The following is a 20,839-nucleotide window of genomic DNA, read 5'->3' on the forward strand; positions in this document are numbered from 1 at the left end:
AACGGAGTTCACCTCTTCCGGTGAGCTCCGGGGACAAACTGGAAACCCCGACAGTGACAGATCCTCAGGAAGAGACGCCGTAGCGGGCGGCGATCGCCGAGGCGCGGTCGTGCAGGACGGTGCGCAGCCATTGCGGGGACAGGGCTTCCGCGTCCGTGGCGAGCTGCCACAGCGCCCATTCGGCGTGCCTGGGGTCCTGGAAGGTTACCTCCAGCCGCAGCCAGCCGTCCGCGTCGGATTCCTCGCTGAGAACGGCCAGCGCGGTGCCCGCCACCTCCGCGCGCCGCACCGGATTCACTCGAACGAGGACGGCGAGTTGGTCGTCGCCCGCGCGGAACCGCGCGCTGCGCTCCTGCCACGCGCGGTCGAGGTCGACCCCGTCCGGGCGCTGCGCGGGTTCGTCCAGTTCCTCCGCGGCCGACAGCCGGGACAGCCGATACGTGCGATCCGCGCCGGAACGCGTGGCCAGCAGGTAACCCTGGCCGTGGACGGTGACCAGGCCGATCGGGTCCACCGTGCGCCACTTCGGGGTCTGGCCCACCGCCGCGTACCGGATGCGCAGCCTGCGCCCGGCGAACACCGCGCGCCGGACCTCGGCCACCACGCTCTCGGGCGCCTCGTCGGCGGCCACGCGGCGCGCGAGGAGGTCGGTCTCCGGGTCGATCAGCAGCCGCCGCGCCGCGCCCGCGGCCGTGTCCCGATGGCTCTCCGGCAGCGCGTCGACCACCTTGAGCATGGCCGAGGCGAGCGCCGAGCCGAGGCCGAACGCCTGCGCGCCGCGCCGCGACCCGGCGACGAGCAGGGCGAGCGCCTCGTCGTGGTTCAGCCCGGTGAGCTCGGTCTGGAAACCGGGCAGCAGCGCGAAACCGCCGTGTCGGCCGCGTTCGGCGTAGACCGGGACTCCCGCGGAGGACAGCGCCTCGATGTCGCGCAGCACGGTGCGGGTGGAGACCTCCAGCTCGCGCGCCAGCGTCGCCGCGGACAGCCGGCCGCGCTGGCGCAGCAGCAGCACCAGCGACACCAACCGGTCGGCACGCACGCCCAGACCGTACCGGAATACCTGACAGAGGATGTCGTGATTTCCAGGGAGGCTCTGACTACTGTCGATGAACCGAATGGAGCTGAAGTGGCAGTGGAGCGCACGACGGTCAACCCCTGGAACTGGTCGCTGGAGCTGGGGTACAACCAGGGCGAGGTCGTCGCCGGGCACACCCGGACCCTGTACTGCGCCGGGCAGACCGCGATGAGCGGCGACGGCAAGCCGCAGCACGACGGCGACATGGCCGCGCAGGTGGCGCTGAGCCTGGACAACCTGGAGGCCGTGCTCGGCGCGGCGGGCATGTCCCTGGCGAACCTCGTCCGGCTGAACGTCTACACCACCGACGTCGACCTGCTGTTCCAGCACTACGGCGTGCTGGCCGCGCGGTTGGGAGCGGCCGGGGTGGCGCCGACGACCACGATGCTCGGCGTGACCCGCCTGGCGATCCCCACCCTGCTCGTCGAACTGGAGGGAACCGCCGTCGCCTGACGGACGGCAGGCGGCGCCGACACCTCGATCGTGTCGGCGCCGCCTCCCCCCGCATCCCGGGGTCGCCCCTAGGCTGGGCCTCCCCGTGGCGCACAGGAGGCCGAGGTGACCGAGACGACCGTGGCCGAGGTGATGGCCGAGCTGGCCGCGCTCGACGACCCGAAGGCCCGTGCCGTGAACGAGAAGCACGGCGACGACCACGGCGTGAACCTCGGCGAGCTGCGCAAGATCGCCAAGCGGCTGAAGACGCGGCAGGAGCTCGCGCTCGGACTCTGGGCGACCGGCGACACCGCCGCACGGCTCCTGGCCGTCCTCGTCGCCCGCCCGAAAGCGTTCGACCGCGACGAGCTGGACAGCATGCTGCGCGAGTCCCGCACGCCCAAGGTGCACGACTGGTTCGTGAACTACGTGGTGAAGAAGAGCCAGCACGCCGAGGCGCTGCGCCTGGCCTGGCTCGCCGACCCCGACCCGGTGGTCGCGAGCGCGGGCTGGGCGCTGACCTCCGACCGCGTGGTCAAGAAGCCCGCGGGCCTCGACCTGCCGGGGCTGCTCGACGTCATCGAGGCGCGGATGGGCGGCGCGCCCGACCGTCTGCAGTGGGCGATGAACCACTGCCTGGCCCAGATCGGGATCGAGCACGCCGAGCACCGCGCCCGCGCTATCGCCATCGGCGAGCGCCTTCAGGTGCTCAAGGACTACCCGACTCCCCCGAACTGCACGTCGCCGTTCGCTCCCATCTGGATCACGGAGATGGTGCGGCGCAGGCACGCCGAGTAGGCAACGGCCGGAAAGCCGGAAATGTCTGGCTCGCCGGGGATTCTTCTTGCAGACTGTCCCCAACTTCACGGACGCATCCGTGACTGGGGAAAGGGAAACATGCGCACCACACCCAATCGGCTCTCCGCGAGAGCCCTCGGCGCGATCGTGCTCGCCGCGGCCACCGTGGTCGGCCTCGCGAGCGGCACGGCCGCGGCGGAGCGGGCGCCGCTCGCCAAGGCGCAGCGCGTCGACATGATGTCCGGCATCGCCGCGCACGCAGCACGGATCGAGGCGCAACTGCCCGACCGGCGCAGCGCGGCCGCGGGGCCGGAGGGCTGCATCACCGGCAAGTACTCGCCCGCGCAGGACGTGCTGCGGCTGCGGTACGCCGGGCAGAACCGGTACACCACGGCCGTCTGCGTCTCCTCCGGGACCTGGTGGAACCACACCGAGCCGCGGGACGACGTGCTCAAGGCCGACGCCGTCGTGCTCGCCCGGGGCGACCAGTTCCCGGACGCGCTGGCGGGCGGCCCGCTGGCCGCCTACGTCAACGGCCCGCTGCTGCTGACCGTGCCGGACCGGCTGCTGCCCGAGGTGCGCGCCGAGATCCAGCGCGTGCTGGCCCCCGGCGGCAAGGTCTTCCTGCTCGGCAGCACCGCGTCGCTGTCGGCGGGCGTCGACTCCGCGATCAAGGGCATGGGCTACCAGACCGAGCGGCTCGCGGGCGCCAACCGGTTCGAGACGGCGATCAAGATCGCCCAGCGGATGCCGTCGACGAACCTGTTCTTCGTCACCACCGGCATGAACTTCCCCGACGCGCTGGCGGCGGGCGCGTTCGCGGCCCAGTACACCTACTACGCGACCCACGCGCCCGATGTCCCGGACCGCAGGCCGATCGCGCTGCTGTTCACCCAGGACACGATCATGCCGAACAGCACAGGGCTGTTCGCCGAGTCCCGCGCGCACGAGCACGACATGACTCTGCTCATGATGACCGCGGGCCGGTCGGCCGACACTGCCGTCAAGGCGACGTTCCCGCCCGTGGTGATCGAGTCCTACGTCGGCGCGAACCGGTTCGAGACCGCTGCGGTCATCGCCAAGCTCTACACCGACCCGAACAGCGGCAAGCTCGTGTCCTGGGGCGTCGGCCTGGCCAACGGCATGAACTTCCCCGACGCGCTCGGCGGGACCGGCCTGCTGATGACCTACGGCGACCCGCTGCTGCTGACCCAGGCCACCAAGCTGGACACCCCGACGCGGCTGTTCCTGCAGCACCACAGGGGGCAGATCGTCAATCCCGACAACCAGCCCGACTACCTGCACGTGTTCGGCAGCGCCGCCGTCGTCTCCGGCGCGGTCGCCGACGCGGCGCTGAACGAGTTCTCCGGGACCGGCTGACCCCGTCCCGACCGAAGCCGTCCCATGCCGACCGGCGTGGGGCGGCTTCGGCCTGCCCCGCGGCTATCGGTCCTCGGGGCGCGGCTCGGTGTAGAGGACCTCGCGGGCCTGCTCGGCGGCGCGGATGATGCTCTCGCCGACGAAGTCGATGAAGCGGGCGATGTTCTCCAGGCGGGTGGCGGCCGGGGTGGCGGGGCCGAGGATGGCCACGCCCCGGCGCGCGGTCTCGGCGAGCTGCGCGTTGGACTGGGCGGCGGAGATCATCGACTGGTACCAGACGTCGTTGTCGACGACGTAGCGCTCGTGGCGGCGGTCGTCGCGCTCGCGGCGGATGAGGCCCTGGCTCTCCAGGAACGCGACCGCCTTGGAGATGGACGCCCGGCTGACCTGCAGGCGCTGGACGAGCTCGGTCCCGGTGAGGCTGCCGGAGTCGCAGGTGTAGAGGCAGGTCAGCACCGCGGCCATCATCTTGGGCAGGCCCGACTGCATGAGCAGCGTGGTGAACGCCTCCTCGTACTCGCGCACGGCGTCGGGGTCGCGCCCGTGGGCGGGCGGGGGCGCCTGCGTGCCGCGCGGCGCGGCCTGCCTGCGGCGGTGCGCGCGGCGCTCGGTGGCGCGGTGCGCCAGGTCCGCGCGGTAGCCGGTGGGGCCGCCGTTGCGCATCACCTCGCGGGTGACCGTCGAGGTGGGCCGGTCGAGCCTGCGCGCGATCTCGGCGTAGGCGAGGCCGTCGGCCAGCCCCGCCGCGATCTGCTGGCGTTCCTGCTGGGTGAGCCTGCCTCCCGGCACCGCGATCCTCCTTGCTCCCGTGACGCTCCCAGCATAGCGTTCACTTCACGTCCATTGCAACGGACCTGCGTCTTCCGTTGCGTTAGATTCAGCGCAGTTGCAACGATCTTGCCGATCTTACCTGCAAAAACACGGATTCACTGCAACAAGTTCGTTGCGCACTTCGTGAACGCAACGTAGCGTTTCCAGTGTCAGAAACACCGAGCACAGGAGACCGCGATGCCCACCTTCGCCACCCCCGCCCCGATCGCCGCCGTCCTCGACATCCCCGCCGGGCACGTCCGGTTCATCGCCGCCGACCGCTCCGACACCGCGGTCGAGGTCCGGCCGGTGGACGCGGGCAAGAGCCGCGACGTGAAGGTCGCCGAGCAGACCGCGGTCGAGTACGCCGACGGCGTCCTGCGGATCACCGCGTCGGCGCGCAACCAGCTCCTCGGCGCCTCCGGGTCCATCGAGGTCACGGTCCAGCTGCCCACCGGCTCCCGGGTCGACGCCAAGGCGGCCAGCGCCGAACTCCGCGGCGTCGGCAGGCTCGGCGACGTCGCCTACGAGGGCGCGCACGGCGCGGTCAAGCTCGACGAGGCCGCGAGCGTCCGCCTCACCACCCACGCGGGCGACGTCTCCGTCGGCCGCCTCACCGGCCCGGCGGAGATCAGCACCGGGAAGGGCGACATCAGCATCACCGAGGCCACGGCGGGCGCCGTCGTGCTGCGCACCCAGGCGGGCAACGTGTCCGTCGGCGCCGCCGCGGGCGTGTCCGCCGCCCTCGACGCGGGCACGGGCCACGGCCGCGTCACCAACGCCCTGCGCAACACCGGCGCGGCCGAGCTGACCATCCACGCGACCACCGCCTACGGCGACATCGACGCCCACAGCCTCTGACCACTCGAAGGACCGACAGTGAGCACAACACAGGATTACCAGGCCGCGGAGCAGCTGCTCCGCCGACCGGCCCGCCCCGGCGAACTCGTCGTCGGCGACCGGGTCCGTCCTCAGTGGATAGACGGCGGCGCCCGCTTCCACTACGCGGTGAGCACCGGATCGGGCAAGCGGTTCGTGCTGGTCGAGCCGGCGGCGGGCACCCGCGAGCCCGCGTTCGACCACCCCCGCCTCGCCGCCGCGCTGTCCGCCGCCTCCGGACACCCGGTCGACCCGGACGCGATGCCGTTCGCGGCCATCGGCCTGACCGGGACCGCCGTGGAGTTCGTCGCGTTCGGCGAGTTCTGGCGCTGCGCGCTGGACACCTACGTCTGCGAGCGCGCCGAGTTCACGCCGCCGGGCAACCCGCTGGAGGTGCCGTCGCCGGACGGGAAGACCGCGGTGTCCCTGCGCGGGCACGACCTCTGGGCGCGCTCGCGGTCCGACGGCCGCGAGTGGGCGCTGACCACCGACGGCGGACCCGATCACGGGTACGGGCTCGGCCCGGCCAGCACGGGCAACGCCGCCCTGCTGCGCAAGATCGGCCTGCCCCACCTCCCGCCCGCGGTGGTGTGGTCGCCCGACTCGACCAGGGTGCTGGCCCACCGGACCGACGAGCGCGCCGTCCGGCTCGCCCACCTCGTGGAGGCCAGGCCCGCCGACGGCGGCGCGCCCCGCACGCACACGCAGCGGTTCGCCCACCCCGGGGACGAGTCCGTGCCGCTGGCCGAGCTGGTCGTGCTGGATGTCGCCGAGGGCACGGTGGTCCGCGCGCAGGCCGAGCCGCTGCTGATGACGCGGCTGTCGCCGATCACGGCGAAGTGGGCGTGGTGGGCCGAGGACGGCTCGGCGGTGTACTACCTCAGCCAGCCCCGCGACCTGCGCACGCTCACCCTGCACCGGATGGACCCGGCGACGGGCGAGGTCACCACCGTGGTCAGCGAGACCGGGCCAACCCGGGTGGAGCCCAACCAGTGGCTGTTCGAGCCGCCGATCGTGCGGGTGCTGGCCGACGAGGTGCTGTGGTACTCGCAGCGGGACGGCTGGGGTCACCTGTACCGGTACGACCTGCGGTCGGGCGAGCTGCTGGGGCAGGTCACCTCGGGGCCGTGGGCGGTGCGGCAGATCGTCCGGGTCGACGAGGCATCGCGGGTGGTGTACTTCATCGCGTCCGGGCTCGTCGCGGAGGACCCGTACCGGCGCACGCTGTGCCGTATCGGCCTGGACGGCAGCGGGTTCGCCAAGGTCACCGACGACGAGCTGGACCACGTCGTCACCGTCTCGGAGAACCAGGAGTGCTTCATCGACTCGGCGTCCGCAGTGGACATTCCGCCGGTCACGGCGGTCCGTGACTGGTCCGGGCGGGTGCTGGTCGAGTTGGAGCGCGCGGATGTCAGCAAGCTCGTCGCCACGGGGTGGACGCCGCCGGAGCGGTTCCGCGTCAAGGCCGCCGACGGGGTCACCGACATCCACGGGGTGCTGTACCGGCCGCGCGGGTTCGACCCCGAGCGGCGGTACCCCGTGGTGGACACCCTCTACCCGGGCCCGCAGGTCAACCGGGTCTCCCCCGCCTTCGACCCGGGCGGCATGGGTCTGGACGCCGAACCCCTCGCCGCGCTCGGCTTCGTGGTGGTCGCGGTGGACGGGCGCGGCACGCCGGGGCGGGACAAGGCCTTCCACGACGCGGCCTCGCTGGCCGACGCGGGGTCCCTGGCCGACCACGTCGCGGCGCTGCGGCAGCTGGCCGAGACCCGGCCGTGGATGGACCTGGACCGGGTGGGCGCGTTCGGCCACTCCGGGGGCGGGTTCGCCACCGTGCGGGCGATGCTGGACTTCCCCGACGTCTACCGGGTGGGGGTCGCGCTCTCCGGCTCGCACGACGCCCGCTGCTTCAACCCGGGCTTCGTGGAGACCTACGACGGCGCGGACAACCCGGACGCGTGGGCGCGGGCGTCCAACGTGGACATCGCCGACCGGTTGACGGGCAGGCTGCTGCTCGTCCACGGCGGGCTGGACGACCAGGTCCACCCGGACCAGACGCTGCGCCTCGTCGACCGGCTCATCGCCGCGGACAAGGACTTCGAGCTGCTCATCGTGCCGGGGGCCGAGCACACGTTCATCGACTGCCTCGCGTACGTCCGCAAGCGCTGCTGGGACTTCCTGGTGCGCGAGCTGATGGGCGTCCGGCCGCCTGCCTACCGGCCCGCGCCCATTCCCATCGACGCGGAGATGCTCGGCGAGATGTTCGCCTGATCCACCGACGAGTCCGGGGGATCGTCTAGGTTGGCGCGATGAGCATCCTCATGGATGACACGCTCGCGGGCCTGCTGGACGGGCCCCGCGCCCGGGGCGCGTTCCTGTTGCGGTCGATCCTCACCCCGCCGTGGTCGCTGCGGATCGAGGACCGCGCGCCGCTGTCGCTGGTCACCATGGTGCGGGGCCGGGCGTGGATCACCTCGGCGGAGGGCGACCCGGTGGCGGTGGAGCCCGGCGAGATCGCCATCGTGCGCGGCCCGACCCCGTACACCGTCGCCGACGAGCCGGACACCCCGGTTCAGGTGACCGTCGGGCCCGGGCAGGTCTGCACCACAGTGGAGGGTGTCGACGTCGGCGAGTCGCGCCTGCTGGGGGTGCGCACCTGGGGCCCGGACCCGGGTGGCTCGACGGTGATGCTGAGCGGCACGTACCAGTTGCAGCGCGAGGTGGGCCAGCGCCTCATCGGCGCGCTGCCGCCGGTGCTCGTGCGGCCCGTCGACGCCGAGGACGCGGCGCTGGTGTCCCTGCTGGAGGCCGAGGTCGGCAAGGACAAGCCGGGACAGGAACTGGTGCTCGACCGGCTACTCGACCTGGTGCTGGTGAGCGTGTTGCGGGCGTGGCTGGCCAGCCCGGGCACGGGATCGCCCGGCTGGTACCGGGCCCAGCACGACCCCGTGGTCGGCGAGGCGCTGCGCCTGCTCCACGCCGACCCGGCCGAGGCGTGGACGGTGGCGACCCTGGCGGCCCGGTGCCGGGTGTCCAGGGCCGCCCTGGCCCGCCGCTTCACCGCGCTGGTCGGCGAACCCCCGATGAACTACCTGACGTCCCTGCGCCTGGCACTGGCGGCCGACCTGCTCCGCGAGACCGACGCCACCCTCGGTTCCGCGGCCAGGCAGGTCGGCTACGGCAGCGCTTTCGCCCTCAGCTCAGCCTTCAAACGCGTCCGGGGCATGTCACCCAGGGAGTACCTGCGCCAGGCCGTCCCCGCCCGCTGACCGGGACCAGACGCCGACAGCGGCGACCTCCCCGCCGCAGACCGCGGAGTCCTTCGCGCCAGGACACCGAAGATGACCCTCGGCACCCGGCGCCCTCACCCAGACCGGGACCAGACGCCGGTGGCGGCGGTTTCCCTGGCGTAGTCGGTGAAGTCCTTGGGGGCGCGGCCCAGCGCGCGCTGGACGCCGTCGGCGGGGTGGGCGTTGCGGCCGTCGAGGATGAGGGTGAACAGCTCGCCGAAGTCCTCGGGCAGGCCGTGCTCGCGGAGGACGGCGGCGAACTGGGCGGCGGTGAGCGGGGTGTAGCCGATCTCGCGGCCGGTCGCCGCGGACAGTTCGGCCGCCACCTCGGCGAAACCGAGGGCGCGCGGGCCGGTCAGCTCGTAGACCTCGCCGTCGTGGCCGGGTTCGGTCAGGGCCGCGACGACCACATCGGCGATGTCGTCTGCGTCGACGAAGGGCTCCACCGCGTCCCCAGCGGGCAGCGCGATCCGCCCGTCCAGCACCGAATCGACCAGGAACGCCTCGGAGAAGTTCTGGTTGAACCAGCTGCACCGCACGACCGACCACGCCGCGCCGCTGTCGCGCACCACGCCCTCGGCCCGCTCCGCCGCCTCCTCGCCCCGGCCGGACAGCAGGACCAGCCGCTCCACCCCCGCCTTCACGGCGACCTCGCTGAACTCCGCGATCGCCTCCACAGCCCCGGGGAAGGCCAGATCGGGGTAATACGTCAGATACGCCGACCGCACCCCGTCCACCGCCGCGCCCCAGGTCCCCGGGTCCGCCCAGTCGAACGCGGGCGCCCCCGACCGCGACCCGATCCGCACCGCCCTCCCCCGCGCCGCCAACCGCCCCGCGACCCGCCGCCCGGTCTTGCCCGTGCCCCCGACGACCAGGATCGGGTTCTCCACCTGCATGTCGTTTCCCATGCACCCAGTACAGCGGCGCGAGAGCGAGACGACCATAGCCAAGGATCTCGCCGACATACGCGTTCGTCTCACCCTTCATACGCGCTGTCAGCGAAGAGTAAGCGGAGTGTGCTTGCCTGTGATCAACACCCTGCGCGCCCGCGCGATGACACCCCGTGGAGGTACTTCGTGGTCCCGTCGGTCCCCGTGGGCAGGGCTGATCAGCGTGACGAGCCGATCGCGATCGTCGGTATCGGGTTGCGGTTCCCCGGTGGGGCGCGGACGCCCGCCGAGTTCGCCGAGTTCCTGCGGGACGGGCGGTCGGGGATCCGGCCCGTGCCGGACGACCGGTGGGACGTGGCCGCGTTCCAGGCCGAGCCCGGGGTCGAGAAGGGCAGGATCCAGAGCCCGGGCGGCGGGTTCCTCGACCGCATCGACGAGTTCGACGCCGGGTTCTTCGGCATCTCGCCCAAGGAGGCGCAGTACACCGACCCGCAGCAGCGGATGCTGCTGGAGACCACCTGGGAGGCGCTGGAGGACGCCACCATCGACCCGGCTGCCTTCCGCGGCGGCAACGGCGGCGTGTACGTCGGCGCGGGCTCCATCGACTACGCGATGGAGTTGACCACCCTGCCCAACGAGGAGCTGGACGGCCACCTCGCCGCGGGCATCACGTTCTTCCCCATGTCCGGGCGGCTGTCCTACTTCCTCGACTGGCACGGCCCGTCCATGACGATCGACACCGCGTGCGCGTCGTCGCTGACCGCGCTCCACCAGGCGGTCGTGGGGCTGCGGCGCGGGGAGTGCGAGATCGCGGTGTGCGCCGGGGTCAACGCGCTGCACTACCCCCGCACGTCGGTGATCTTCTCCCACGCCAACATGTTGGCCCCCGACGGCCAGTGCAAGACCTTCGACGACGCGGCGAACGGCTACGTGCGCGCCGAGGGCTGCGGCGCGCTGGTGCTCATGCGGCTCTCCGACGCCGAGCGGGACGGCGCGACCGTCGTCGCGGTGATCCGGGGCTCGGCCGTGGGCCAGGACGGCGACGGCCCCGGCCTGTCCGTGCCCAACGGCGCCGCCCAGGTGCGGGTGATGCGCGCCGCGCTGGCCGACGCCGGGCTCTCCCCCGCCGACATCTCCTACGTCGAGGCGCACGGCACCGGGACACCGCTGGGCGACCCGATCGAGATGGGCGCGATCAGCGACGTCTTCGCCGAGTCGCACACCCCGGACGCCCCGATCCCGGTCGGCTCGGTCAAGACGAACGTCGGGCACCTCGAACCGGTGGCGGGCATCGTCGGCGTCGTCAAGGCGGTCCTGCAGATCCGCGACCGGATGATCTACCCGCACCTGAACCTCACCACGCCGTCCGGCCGCATCCCCTGGCAGCGCTACCCGGTGACGGTCCCGACGGAGTGCGTGCCGTGGACGGCGGAGCGGCGGCGGGCGCTGGTCAACAGCTTCGGGTTCGCGGGCACGATCGCCGCGGCCGTCATCGAGGAGCCCGCGCCCGTGTCCGCCCGGCCAGCGCCGGTGGACGGACCGCACGTGTTCACCCTGTCGGCGAAGTCCAAGCGGTCGCTGCGCAACCAGGTCGAGCGGTACCGCGCGCACCTGGCCGAGCGCCCCGGGATCGATGTCGGCGACCTCTGCTACACCGCCGCCGTCGGCCGCTCGCACTTCCGGCTGCGGGTCGGCGCCGTCGTCGCCGACCGGGCGCAGCTGGCCGACTTCCTCGACCGGCAGGCCGAGAAGCTGGCGGGCGACGCCGCGGGCGCGGCCGAGATCGGCAAGGTCGCCTTCCTGTTCAGCGGGCAGGGCACGCAGTACCCGGGCATGGGCGCGGCGCTCTACCGCCGGTACCCGAGGTTCCGGGCGGCCTTCGACGAGTGCGACGCGCTGTTCGCCCAGCACCTGGGCCGGTCCGTGCGGGCGATCGCCTTCGGCGAGGTGGAGCGGCCCGAGGAGCTGGACCAGACCCTCTACACGCAGTCCGCGCTGTTCTGCCTGGAGTACGCGCTGGCCGCGCTGTGGCTGTCCTGGGGCGTGCGGCCGAGCGTCCTCATCGGACACAGCATCGGCGAGGTGGTCGCCGCCGCGGTGGCCGAGGTGTTCTCCCTGCCGGACGCCGTCCGGCTGGTCGCCGCGCGCGCCCGGCTGATGCAGTCGGTCGCCGCGCCCGGCGGGATGGCCGCCGTGCGCGCGCCCGCCGACGACGTCGCCCCGCTGCTGTCCGGGCACCCGGACCTGGCGGTGGCGGCGGTGAACTCGCCCACCCAGTGCGTGATCTCCGGCGGCGTCGCCGCGCTCGACGCGGTGAGCGCCGACCTCGCTGACCGCGGCGTCGAGGTCACCCGGCTGGCGGTGTCCCACGCGTTCCACTCGCCGCTGATGGCCGAGGTGTTCGACGAGTTCCGCGCGGCCATCGCCGACATCGCCTTCGCGCGACCGCGGCTGACCGTGATCTCCAACGTCACCGGCAAGGTGGCGCGCGCCGCCGAGCTGCGCGACCCGGAGTACTGGGTGCGCCACATCGCCGAGCCGGTGCGGTTCGCCGCTGGCATGGCCGAGTTGCAGCGGCGCGGCCCGCACGTGATCGTCGAGGTCGGCCCGTCGGCCGCGTTGACCGCGCTCGCCAAGCGCTGCGTCACCGCGGAGGACCACCGCTGGGCGCAGAGCACCGACAAGGCCGACGACGGCAGCACGATCCAGCGCGCGCTCATCCAGCTCTACACCGCGGGCGCGGCCATCAGGTGGGGGCAGGTGCACCACGGGCGCGAGTGCCGCAGGATCACGCTGCCGACCTACGGGTTCGACCGCAGGCGCCACTGGCTGCCGGTCGCCGCCGCCCGGACCGTCGCGGGCGCGGACCACCCGCTGCTCGGCACGGAGGTCACCACGGCCGAGCAGGCGGCGCAGGGCGTGCGCGAGTTCCGCTCACGACTGAGCCCGCGCTGCCCCGACTACCTCGCCGACCACGTCATCGCCGGTCAGGTCGTGTTCCCCGGGGCGGGATACGTCGAGATGGCGTTCGCGCTGCAGGACGCGGTGTACGGGGAGACCGGCGCGACGGTGTCCGACCTGCGGATCAGCGAGCCGCTGTTCCTGGCCGAGGACCGCGAGACCGAGGTCCGCACCCGGCTCACCGAGCGGCCGGACGGCACGGCGGCGCTGACCATCAGCAGCCGCGCCGCGGGCGACGCCGTCGACCGGCGCCACGCCACCGCCGAGATCACCCGCCCGGACGAGGGCGGCGGGACGGTCGCGGGCCTGCGCGCCGCGGCCGCCGACGCGGGCGAACCGGACTCGGTGCTGACCGGCGAGGAGGTCTACCCCGGGTTCGCCGCCGTCGGCATGGCCTACGGCCCGCATTTCCAGCGCCTGCTGTCGACAGCACGGCACGGCGACTTCGCCACCGCCGACCTGCGCGGTTGCAGGCAGACGGGCGCGGAGCACCTGCCCCCGACGATCCTCGACGGCGCGCTGCACACGCTCGCGGGCCTCATCGACGACGGCGCCACCTACCTGCCCGTCCGCTTCGGCGGCGTCCGGCTGCTCCGCAAGCCGCGCGCCGAGCGCCTCCGGGTCCTGCTGCGGCTGCGCGAGACCGCGGCCGAGGGCGTCGACCTCGCCGCGGACCTGGTGATCCTGCAGGACGACCTGCCGGTGGCCGAGGTGGCCGACCTCGGGCTCAAGCGGCTGGCGGACGAGACCGGCGGCCGGGGCAGGGCGTTCCTGCACCGTCCGGTCTGGCTCAAGCGGTCCCAGCGCGGGCCGGTCATCGAGCAGCCCCGACGGGTCCTGGCCGTGGGCGGCCGGGGTGACGCCCTGGCGGGGCACGCGGCCGAGTCCGCTGTGGAGGTGGTGGTCGCGGGCGACGCCGCCGAGGCGGGCGCGCTGCTGCGGGCGGAAGCGTTCACCGACGTGTGCTGGTTCTGGCGCGCGCAGGGCGGCCCGACCAGCGAGCCGGGTCTGCGCGCCGAGTGCGAGGACAACTACCGGGACCTGCTCGCCCTGCTGGCCGTGCTCGACAGCGCCGGGTTCGGCGGCGACCAGCGGCTGTGGCTGGTCACCGAGCGCGCGCAGGTGCTGCCCGGGGACCCGGTGACCGACCTGTCGGCCGCGGCGACCCTCTGGGGCTTCGGGCACTCGCTGCTCAACGAGCGCCCCGGCTACCGGACCACGCTGATCGACCTCCCGGAAGACGGGCAGGCGCACCTGGTCGACGAGCTGCGCTGCCGCGACGGCGGCGAGTTCCAGCTCGCCTACCGCGACGGCCACCGGCACGTGCGGCGGCTGCTGCCGCTGCGCCCCGGCCGGGACGGCGAGGAGAACATCGCGCTGGCGGTCAAGGACCACGGCAGCTTCGCGGGCGTGCGGGCCGTCCCGGCCGAGTCCGTCGCGCCGGTCGGCGCGGAGATCCAGGTCCGGGTGCACGCCGCGGGGCTCAACTTCAAGGACGTGCTCAACGCCCTGGGCATGCTCAAGGAGCACGCCGAGAGCCAGGGCGTGGAGTACCGGCCGCTGCCGCTGGGCTTCGAGTGCTCCGGCACCGTCGTCGCGGCGGGCCCGGACGCGGAGTTCGAGGTCGGCGCCGAGGTGATCGTCAACTACGCCGGGCTGATGCGGCGGCTGGCCACCGTGCCGTCGTCGGCCGCGGTGCGCAGGCCGGAGCGGATCAGCGCCGTCGAGGGCGCGGGCCTGGCCTCGGCCTACGTCACCGCGCACTACGCGCTGCACGGCCTGGCCGGGATCAAGGCGGGCGACCGGGTGCTGATCCACGCCGCGGCGGGCGGGGTCGGGCAGGCGGCGGTCCAGCTGGCCATGGCGGCGGGCGCGGAGGTGTTCGCCACCGCGAGCCCGCCCAAGTGGGACGTGCTGCGCGCGCAGGGCGTGCGCCATCTGATGAACTCGCGCACGCTCGACTTCGCCGACGAGATCATGGCGGCGACCGGCGGCGCCGGGGTCGACGTCATCCTCAACAGCCTCAACAAGGACTTCATCCCCGCGGGACTGCGCGCGCTCGGCCGCGGCGGCCGGTTCGTGGAGCTGGGCAAGGTGGGCGTGTGGACCACCGAGGAGATGGCCGCGGCCCGCCCGGACGTCCGCTACCACAACTTCGACCTCAGCGAGCTGCCCGAGGACGAGGTGGTCGCGCTCAACAAGCGGGTGCTGACCGAGGTCGCCGACCGGATCGGCGCGGGCGGGCTGGCGCCGATCACCACCACCCGGTACTCCCTCGACGAGGTCGAGGAGGCCTTCGGCGTGCTCAGCCGGGGCGCCAACGTCGGCAAGCTGGTCATCGCGTTCGCCGAGGAGCCCGCGCCGCGCCCCGCGCCGGTGCGCGCCGACCGCACGTACCTGATCACCGGAGGCCTCGGCGCGCTGGGCCTGGTGACCGCCAGCAAGCTCGTCGAGCTGGGGGCCAGGCACCTGGTGCTGGTCGGCAGGCAGGGCATCCCCCGGCCGGACGCCGCGCACCTGCTCGACCGGCTCGGCCCGGCCGAGGTCACCGTGTGCCGGGGCGACGTCGGCGACCGGGCGGACCTGCGCCGGATCGAGGCAGTGCTGGCCGGGCTCCCGCACCCGCTCGGCGGCATCGTGCACGCCGCGGGCGGCCTCGCCGACGCGCCGGTCTCGGCGCAGACCTGGGAGAGCGTCGACACCGTCTTCCAGTCCAAGGTGTACGGCGGCTGGCTGCTGCACGAGTTCGCCGCGACGCGGCCGGAACTCGACTTCTTCGTGCTCTACTCCTCCGCCGCCTCGGTCGTCGGCGGTCCCGGGCAGGCCAACTACGCCGCCGCGAACGCCTTCCTCGACCAGCTGGCCCACCACCGGGTCCGCGACGGCCTGCCCGCCCTGTCGCTCAACTGGGGCCCGGTCGCCCAGCTCGGCATGTCCGCGCGGCTGAGCGAGCAGCACGCCAAGGCGTTCGAGGACGACGGCGTCGCGTTCTTCAGCCCGGCCAGGGCGATGCGCGCGCTGGAGGCGCTGCTCGGCGGCCCGGTCGCCCAGGCCGCGGTCGGCGAGTGCGACTGGAACCGGTTCGTCTCGACCAAGCCGATCACCAACGCGCTCTACCAGGAGCTGACCCGCGACACGGCCGCCACGGCAGCCGGGCTCGACCTTGACGCGCTGCGGTCGGCGCCGGACGCCGAGCGGCTCGCCGCGATCGACCGGTTCATCCGGGCGAAGGTGGCCGACGTGCTGCACTTCACCGACCTCGACGACATCGACTCGCGGGCCCGCTTCGCCCAGCTCGGCCTGGACTCGCTGGTCGCGGTCGAGCTGAAGAACGCGCTGGAGGTCGCCTTCGGCGTCCCGCTGCCCGCCACCGTCGCCTTCGACCACCCGACCGCGCACGACCTGGCCGGGTTCCTCGACGGCCAGATCACGGCCGCGGTCTGAAGGGGGTCAGCGCGCCATGTCGTCAGCAGGGTGGTTGCAGCCCGCGGAGGCCGCGGCGGAGGCCGACCTGCGCCTGCTGCTGTTCCCGCCAGCGGGCGCGGGCGGGACGGTCTTCCGGGACTGGTTCGGCCTGCTCCCCCGCGACATCGCCGCCCAGGTGGTCACCCTGCCCGGCCGACTCGACCGGCGGTCGGAGCCCGCGCACACCGACTTCGGCGTCCTCGTCGACGCGCTGTGGGCGGGGCTGGAGCCGGAGCTGGACGGCAGGCCGTACGCGTTCTTCGGCCACAGCATGGGCGCGATGATCGCCTACGCGCTGACCCAGGCGATCGAGCGCGAGGGGGCCGACCCGCCGGTCCTGCTCGCGGCCTCGGCGTGGGCGCCGGTCGGGTTCGCGCGGCCGACCGTCGAGCACGCGCGCCAGCCCGAGCCCGGGCTGATCGCCTGGCTGCGGGACACCGGGTCGCTGCCCGAGGAGATCATCGCCGACCCGGGCGCGCTGGCCATGGTGCTCCCGGCGCTGCGCGCGGACCTGGAGCTGTGCGCGGACTACACCGACGACGACACCCTGATCGACTGCCCTGTCGTCACCTACAGCGGGCGGCTCGACCCGCTGCTCGCCCCGGGCGCGATGGACTCGTGGGCGCCGAGGACGGTCAAGCACCTCGGCCACCGCGAGTTCCCCGGCCACCACTTCTACCTGATCGACCACACCATCGGGGTCGTCACCGATGTGGCGGGCAACCTCCGCGCGGCGGCCCGGCCATGATCGAACCCATGAGAACCCCACACCCGAGGAGCAGGCGATGACCGAGCTGACCGAGCACCCGGAGTACGGCGTGGTGGCCGTGCTCCCGGTCCACTTCGGCGACCTGGACGCGATGGGACAGCTGCACAACGCGCGCTACATCAACCTGGTCGAGCAGGCGGGCGAGGCCGTGCTCGCCCGCGTCGGCCTCGGCTACCGCGACGGCGCGATCACCCATCCGGACATGTTCGCCGCCATCCGCGAACTGCACATCTCCTACCAGTTCCCGGTGCGGTCCACCGGTCCGGTCGCCGTGCACCTCTGGATCGAGTCGCTGGGCACCTCCAGCCTCCGCTGGGGCTTCCGCGTGCACTCCGTCGACGGCGCGGTCACCCACGCCGAGGGGCACCGCACCGTCGTCAAGGTCGACCCCGCCACCGGGCGGTCCGCGCCGTGGACCGACGAGACCCGCGCGGCGACGACCGGGCTCATGCGCGAGCCCGCGGCCAGTACGTCCTGAGTAGACATATTCGGGGAACTCCACAGAGAAGGTGACGTGTGAACGACAACCGGAACGCCAAGGCCAGCGCGTTCAAGGCACTGCACGCCGAGGGGGTGCTGGTGCTGCCCAACGCCTGGGACGCGGGCAGCGCCGCGCTGATCGCGCGCAGCGGCGCGCGGGCGGTGGCCACCACCAGCGGCGGGGTCTCCTGGGCGCTGGGCAGGCCGGACGGGCAGGCGCTGACCCGCGAGGAGATGGCCGGTCAGGTGCGGCGGATCTGCGCCGCTGTCGACCTGCCGGTCACCGCCGACATCGAGGGCGGCTACGGGCCCGACCCCGACGACGTGGCCGCGACCGTGGCCGCGATGATCGACGCGGGCGCGGTCGGGGTGAACATCGAGGACTCTGTCGCCCCGGGGCAGCCGCTGTTCGGCAGCGATGAGCAGTCGCGGCGGCTGCGGGCGGCGCGCTCGGCCGCGGAGGCCGCGGGCGTGCCCGACCTGGTGGTGAACGCCCGCACGGACGTCTACCTGTTCGGGATCGGCGCGGAGGAGGACCGCTTCGACGACGTGGTCGCGCGCGCCGAGGCCTACGCCGAGGCCGGGGCCGACTGCCTGTTCGTGCCCGGGCTGGTCGACCTGGAGGCCGTGGCCGCGCTGGTGAAGGCGGTGCCGCTGCCGGTCAACGTGATGGCCGGGCCCGGGGCGCCGACGGTGGCCGAGTTCGAGGCCGCTGGCGCGCGGCGGGTCAGCGTGGGCACCGCGATCAGCCAGGCCGCGTACAGCCTGGCGCAGCGGGTCGCCGTGGAACTGGTCGAGCACGGCACGTACGGCGAGCTCGCGGGCGCGCTCGACTACATGAGCCTCAACAGCGTGTTCGGCCGGTAGGCGGGCTTTCCGCGCACGTCGGGACGCCCCGTCGCGGGCGTCCCGGCGTGCGCCGACGAGAGGGGGGACACGATGACCGCGATCAAGACCGACGGCGGCGTCCTGGCCAGCGTGCGCGCCACGCCGGTCGCGGTCCGGTGCCTGCTGGGCGGGGTGCTGGTCAACCAGCTCGGCGCGTTCGTCCAGACGTTCATGGTGCTTTACCTGACGGTGCAGGGGTTCTCCCTCGCCCAGGCTGGCGCGGCGCTGACCGCGTACAGCGCGGGCGCGGTCGCCGGGACCCTGATCGGCGGCGAACTCACCCACCGCATCGGGCCGCGCGCGACCATCACCGCGGCGATGGCGACGTCGGCCGTCGTCCTGGGCGTCGCCCCGCTGCTGAGCACACCCGGCCTGTACGCCGTGCTCCTCGTGGTGATGGCGCTCGCGGGCATGGCGACCCAGGCGTACCGGCCCGCCGCGGCGGTGCTGCTGAGCGACCTCATGCCCGACGAACACCGGGTGATGGCGTTCTCGATGATGCGGACGGCGATGAACGCCGGGGCCGCGGCCGGTCCGCTGCTGGCCGCCGGGCTGATCCTGCTCGACTGGGACCTGCTGTTCTACTTCGACGCCGCCACCGCGCTGGCCTTCGCCGTGCTGGCCCGCACACTGCTGCCGGACGCCCCCGCGCCGCGCGCGGAACCCGACGCTCCCGCCCGCGCCTCGGCGTACACCGCGCTGGTCCGCGACCGCCGGTTCCTGCTGTTCCTCACCGCGGCGCTGGTCGGCTCGATGGTGTACGTGCAGTACACCGTGGCGCTGCCGCTGAAGATCACCGGCGACGGCCACTCGACGACGCTCTACAGCGTCGTGCTCGCGACGGCGTCGCTCGTGCTGATCCTGGCCGAGCTGAAGGTGACCTCCTACGTCCGGCACTGGCCGCCGCACCTGGCGGGCGCGGCGGGCACGGTGGTGATGGGCCTGGGCGTGGCCGGGTACGGGCTGTCCGACAGCGCCGTGCCGCTGCTGGCCACGACCGTCGTGTTCGTGGCGGGCATCATGATCAGCGGGCCGAGCATGTTCGCCCACCCCGCCACCTATCCCGTCGCGGTCAGGGCCCGCTACGTCGGCGCGCACCAGGCCGCGTTCGGGCTCGGCCTGGCCATCGGCCCGACCGTCGGCGTGCTGGCGTGGGCGGGCATGGGGAACGCGATCTGGCCGGTCTGCGGCCTCGCCTGCCTGGTGGCCGCGGCGTTCCTGCTCGCCGGGATGCGCCAGCCGCGAGAAATGGTCGGACATTCGATTCTGAATAACGACTGACAACGGCCGCACAGCCCACTGACAAAACACGAAAAGCTTCCAAGATAGGCCGATCGGTGGCTGGTAGCCGCACCGCGGATTGCGCACAGTTATCGACAATCGGCACGCAATGGGAGGCTTCGAGAATGGGCAGGCCAGAGAAACCCGTCGACTCGACGGGCGGTGCGGTGGCCGCGTTCGCAAGCGAACTGCGCGCGCTGCGCGCGAAAGCGGGGAATCCGACATACCGGGACATGGCGCGCACGGCGCTCTATTCGTCGTCCGTGCTCTCCAGCGCGGCGAGCGGGCGGCGGCTGCCGACGCTCAAGGTAGCGCTGGCCTTCGCCGCGGCGTGCGGGGGCGACCGGGAGACCTGGCGGCGGCGCTGGCTGGCCGCCGCCGACGCCCGGCCCGCCGAGCAGGTCGAGCCGCCCGCGCGGGCAGGCCTGCCCCGGCCCGCGCAGCTCCCGCTGCGGCCGCGCGGGCTGGTCGGGCGCGACGCCGAGCTGGCCGGGCTGGCCGCGCGCGCCGGGGCCCCGGTGCTCGTCTGCGGGCCGGTCGGGGTGGGCAAGAGCCATCTCGCGCTGCGCCACGCGCACGACATCGCGCCCGCCATGGTCGACGGCCAGCTCTACGCCGACCTCGCGCCGCTGCCGGACGGCCCGGCGGGCGCCGCTGCGGTGCTCGCGGGCTTCCTGACCGCGCTGGGCGTGCCCGGCACGGCGCTGCCCGCCTCGGTCGACCAGCGCGCGGGGCTGTACCGGTCGCTGCTGGCCGAACGGCGGCTCGTGGTGCTCATGGACAACGTCCGCGACGAGCGCCAGGTCCGCCCGCTGCTGGCCGAGACCCGCGCCAGCGTGACCATCGTCGTCAGCCGCTCGTCGCTGCCCGGCCTGCACGGCGTGCCGAGAACGCGGCTGGACGTGCTGCCCAGGGCCGACGCGGCGGCGATGATCGCCGCGGCGGCGGGCGGGCGGGCCGCGGCGGACCCGGCCGCCTGCGACCGGCTGGCCGCGCTGTGCGGGGACCTGCCGCTGGCCCTGGACATCCTCGCCCGCAAGCTCGTGTCCAACCCGCACGTGCCGCTGGGCGCGGTGGCGGCCAGGCTTGCCGAGCCCGGCGCGGCGCTGCGCTGGCTGCGCGTCGGCGACCTGTCGGTGCGCGAGTCGCTGGACTCGGCGTGCCTGCGGCTGAGCGCGCCCGCGTGGGCGCTGCTGACCGGGCTCGCCACGCTGCCCGCCGACCGCCCGGTGGTCTGGGCGTGCGGCCGGGTGGACGGGGCGGGCGAGCCCGTCGCCGAGGACCTGGTGGTCGAGCTGGCCGACGCCGGGCTGCTGCGCCACGGCGACCGCGCTGGCGCCTACCTGCTCGATCCGCTCGTGCGCGCATTCGTGACCACCGCGATGGCGGTGCTCGACGGGCCCGCGAATCGGGAATTGATTCACCGTTGATTCGGCGATGC

The 20,839-nt window shown here is 73.6% G+C and carries 15 protein-coding genes; 12 read left to right on the forward strand and 3 right to left on the reverse strand.

Annotated elements, in window-relative coordinates:
• Window positions 1-64: 64 nt before the first annotated feature.
• Window positions 65-1,039: a helix-turn-helix transcriptional regulator gene (locus Actkin_RS20940; RefSeq protein WP_189211200.1), complete on the reverse strand. Its 975-nt coding sequence runs from the start codon at window positions 1,037-1,039 to the stop codon at window positions 65-67.
• 93 nt (window positions 1,040-1,132) lie between these two features.
• On the opposite strand from Actkin_RS20940, the gene Actkin_RS20945 reads away from it, so the two are divergent.
• The 3 genes from Actkin_RS20945 (at window position 1,133) to Actkin_RS20955 (ending at window position 3,685) form a co-directional block, all read left to right on the forward strand.
• Entirely contained in the window at window positions 1,133-1,528 is a 396-nt protein-coding gene (locus tag Actkin_RS20945; protein ID WP_189211824.1) for a RidA family protein, read from the forward strand.
• A gap of 105 nt (window positions 1,529-1,633) precedes the next feature.
• Window positions 1,634-2,305 carry a DNA alkylation repair protein gene (locus Actkin_RS20950; protein ID WP_258903909.1) on the forward strand — a complete coding sequence of 224 codons (672 nt, stop codon included), beginning with the start codon at window positions 1,634-1,636 and terminating at the stop codon, window positions 2,303-2,305.
• 99 nt (window positions 2,306-2,404) lie between these two features.
• Entirely contained in the window at window positions 2,405-3,685 is a 1,281-nt protein-coding gene (locus tag Actkin_RS20955) for a cell wall-binding repeat-containing protein (protein WP_189211202.1), read from the forward strand.
• A gap of 63 nt (window positions 3,686-3,748) precedes the next feature.
• On the opposite strand, the gene Actkin_RS20960 is transcribed toward Actkin_RS20955, so the two are convergent.
• Window positions 3,749-4,474 carry a helix-turn-helix domain-containing protein gene (locus Actkin_RS20960; protein WP_258903910.1) on the reverse strand — a complete coding sequence of 242 codons (726 nt, stop codon included), beginning with the start codon at window positions 4,472-4,474 and terminating at the stop codon, window positions 3,749-3,751.
• Between the two features lie 219 nt (window positions 4,475-4,693).
• Between Actkin_RS20960 and Actkin_RS20965 the strand changes: the two genes are divergently transcribed.
• The 3 genes from Actkin_RS20965 to Actkin_RS20975 are packed head-to-tail and all read left to right on the forward strand — an operon-like array spanning window position 4,694 to window position 8,643.
• Window positions 4,694-5,356 (forward strand): DUF4097 family beta strand repeat-containing protein, encoded by a 663-nt coding sequence (locus tag Actkin_RS20965; protein ID WP_258903911.1) that lies wholly within the window; start codon window positions 4,694-4,696, stop codon window positions 5,354-5,356.
• A gap of 18 nt (window positions 5,357-5,374) precedes the next feature.
• Complete coding sequence (locus tag Actkin_RS20970) at window positions 5,375-7,645, forward strand: S9 family peptidase (protein WP_258903912.1); 2,271 nt, start codon at window positions 5,375-5,377, stop codon at window positions 7,643-7,645.
• Window positions 7,646-7,683: 38 nt separating this feature from the next.
• Window positions 7,684-8,643, forward strand: a complete 960-nt coding sequence (locus Actkin_RS20975) for an AraC family transcriptional regulator (RefSeq protein ID WP_258903913.1) — start codon at window positions 7,684-7,686, stop codon at window positions 8,641-8,643.
• Window positions 8,644-8,738: 95 nt separating this feature from the next.
• Here the strand turns inward: Actkin_RS20975 and Actkin_RS20980 are convergent, their stop codons facing one another.
• Window positions 8,739-9,572: a Rossmann-fold NAD(P)-binding domain-containing protein gene (locus Actkin_RS20980; protein WP_258903914.1), complete on the reverse strand. Its 834-nt coding sequence runs from the start codon at window positions 9,570-9,572 to the stop codon at window positions 8,739-8,741.
• Between the two features lie 186 nt (window positions 9,573-9,758).
• Between Actkin_RS20980 and Actkin_RS20985 the strand changes: the two genes are divergently transcribed.
• From Actkin_RS20985 to Actkin_RS21010, 6 genes are all read left to right on the forward strand, one after another.
• Window positions 9,759-15,959: a type I polyketide synthase gene (locus tag Actkin_RS20985; protein WP_258903915.1), complete on the forward strand. Its 6,201-nt coding sequence runs from the start codon at window positions 9,759-9,761 to the stop codon at window positions 15,957-15,959.
• A gap of 16 nt (window positions 15,960-15,975) precedes the next feature.
• Window positions 15,976-16,728, forward strand: coding sequence for a thioesterase II family protein (locus Actkin_RS20990; protein ID WP_258903916.1), 753 nt, complete (start codon window positions 15,976-15,978; stop codon window positions 16,726-16,728).
• A gap of 37 nt (window positions 16,729-16,765) precedes the next feature.
• Window positions 16,766-17,227, forward strand: coding sequence for an acyl-CoA thioesterase (locus Actkin_RS20995; protein WP_189211209.1), 462 nt, complete (start codon window positions 16,766-16,768; stop codon window positions 17,225-17,227).
• A 38-nt stretch (window positions 17,228-17,265) separates the two neighbouring features.
• A complete protein-coding gene (locus Actkin_RS21000) occupies window positions 17,266-18,096 on the forward strand; it encodes an isocitrate lyase/PEP mutase family protein (RefSeq protein WP_258903917.1) in 831 nt (276 codons plus the stop codon).
• Between the two features lie 72 nt (window positions 18,097-18,168).
• Complete coding sequence (locus Actkin_RS21005) at window positions 18,169-19,398, forward strand: MFS transporter (protein WP_258903918.1); 1,230 nt, start codon at window positions 18,169-18,171, stop codon at window positions 19,396-19,398.
• 125 nt (window positions 19,399-19,523) lie between these two features.
• On the forward strand, window positions 19,524-20,828 hold the full coding sequence (locus Actkin_RS21010; RefSeq protein WP_258903919.1) for an ATP-binding protein: 1,305 nt from the start codon (window positions 19,524-19,526) through the stop codon (window positions 20,826-20,828).
• Window positions 20,829-20,839 lie beyond the last annotated feature (11 nt).

The sequence above is a fragment of the Actinokineospora sp. UTMC 2448 genome (assembly GCF_024760565.1).
In the GTDB taxonomy this organism is placed as follows: Bacteria; Actinomycetota; Actinomycetes; order Mycobacteriales; family Pseudonocardiaceae; genus Actinokineospora; species Actinokineospora fastidiosa.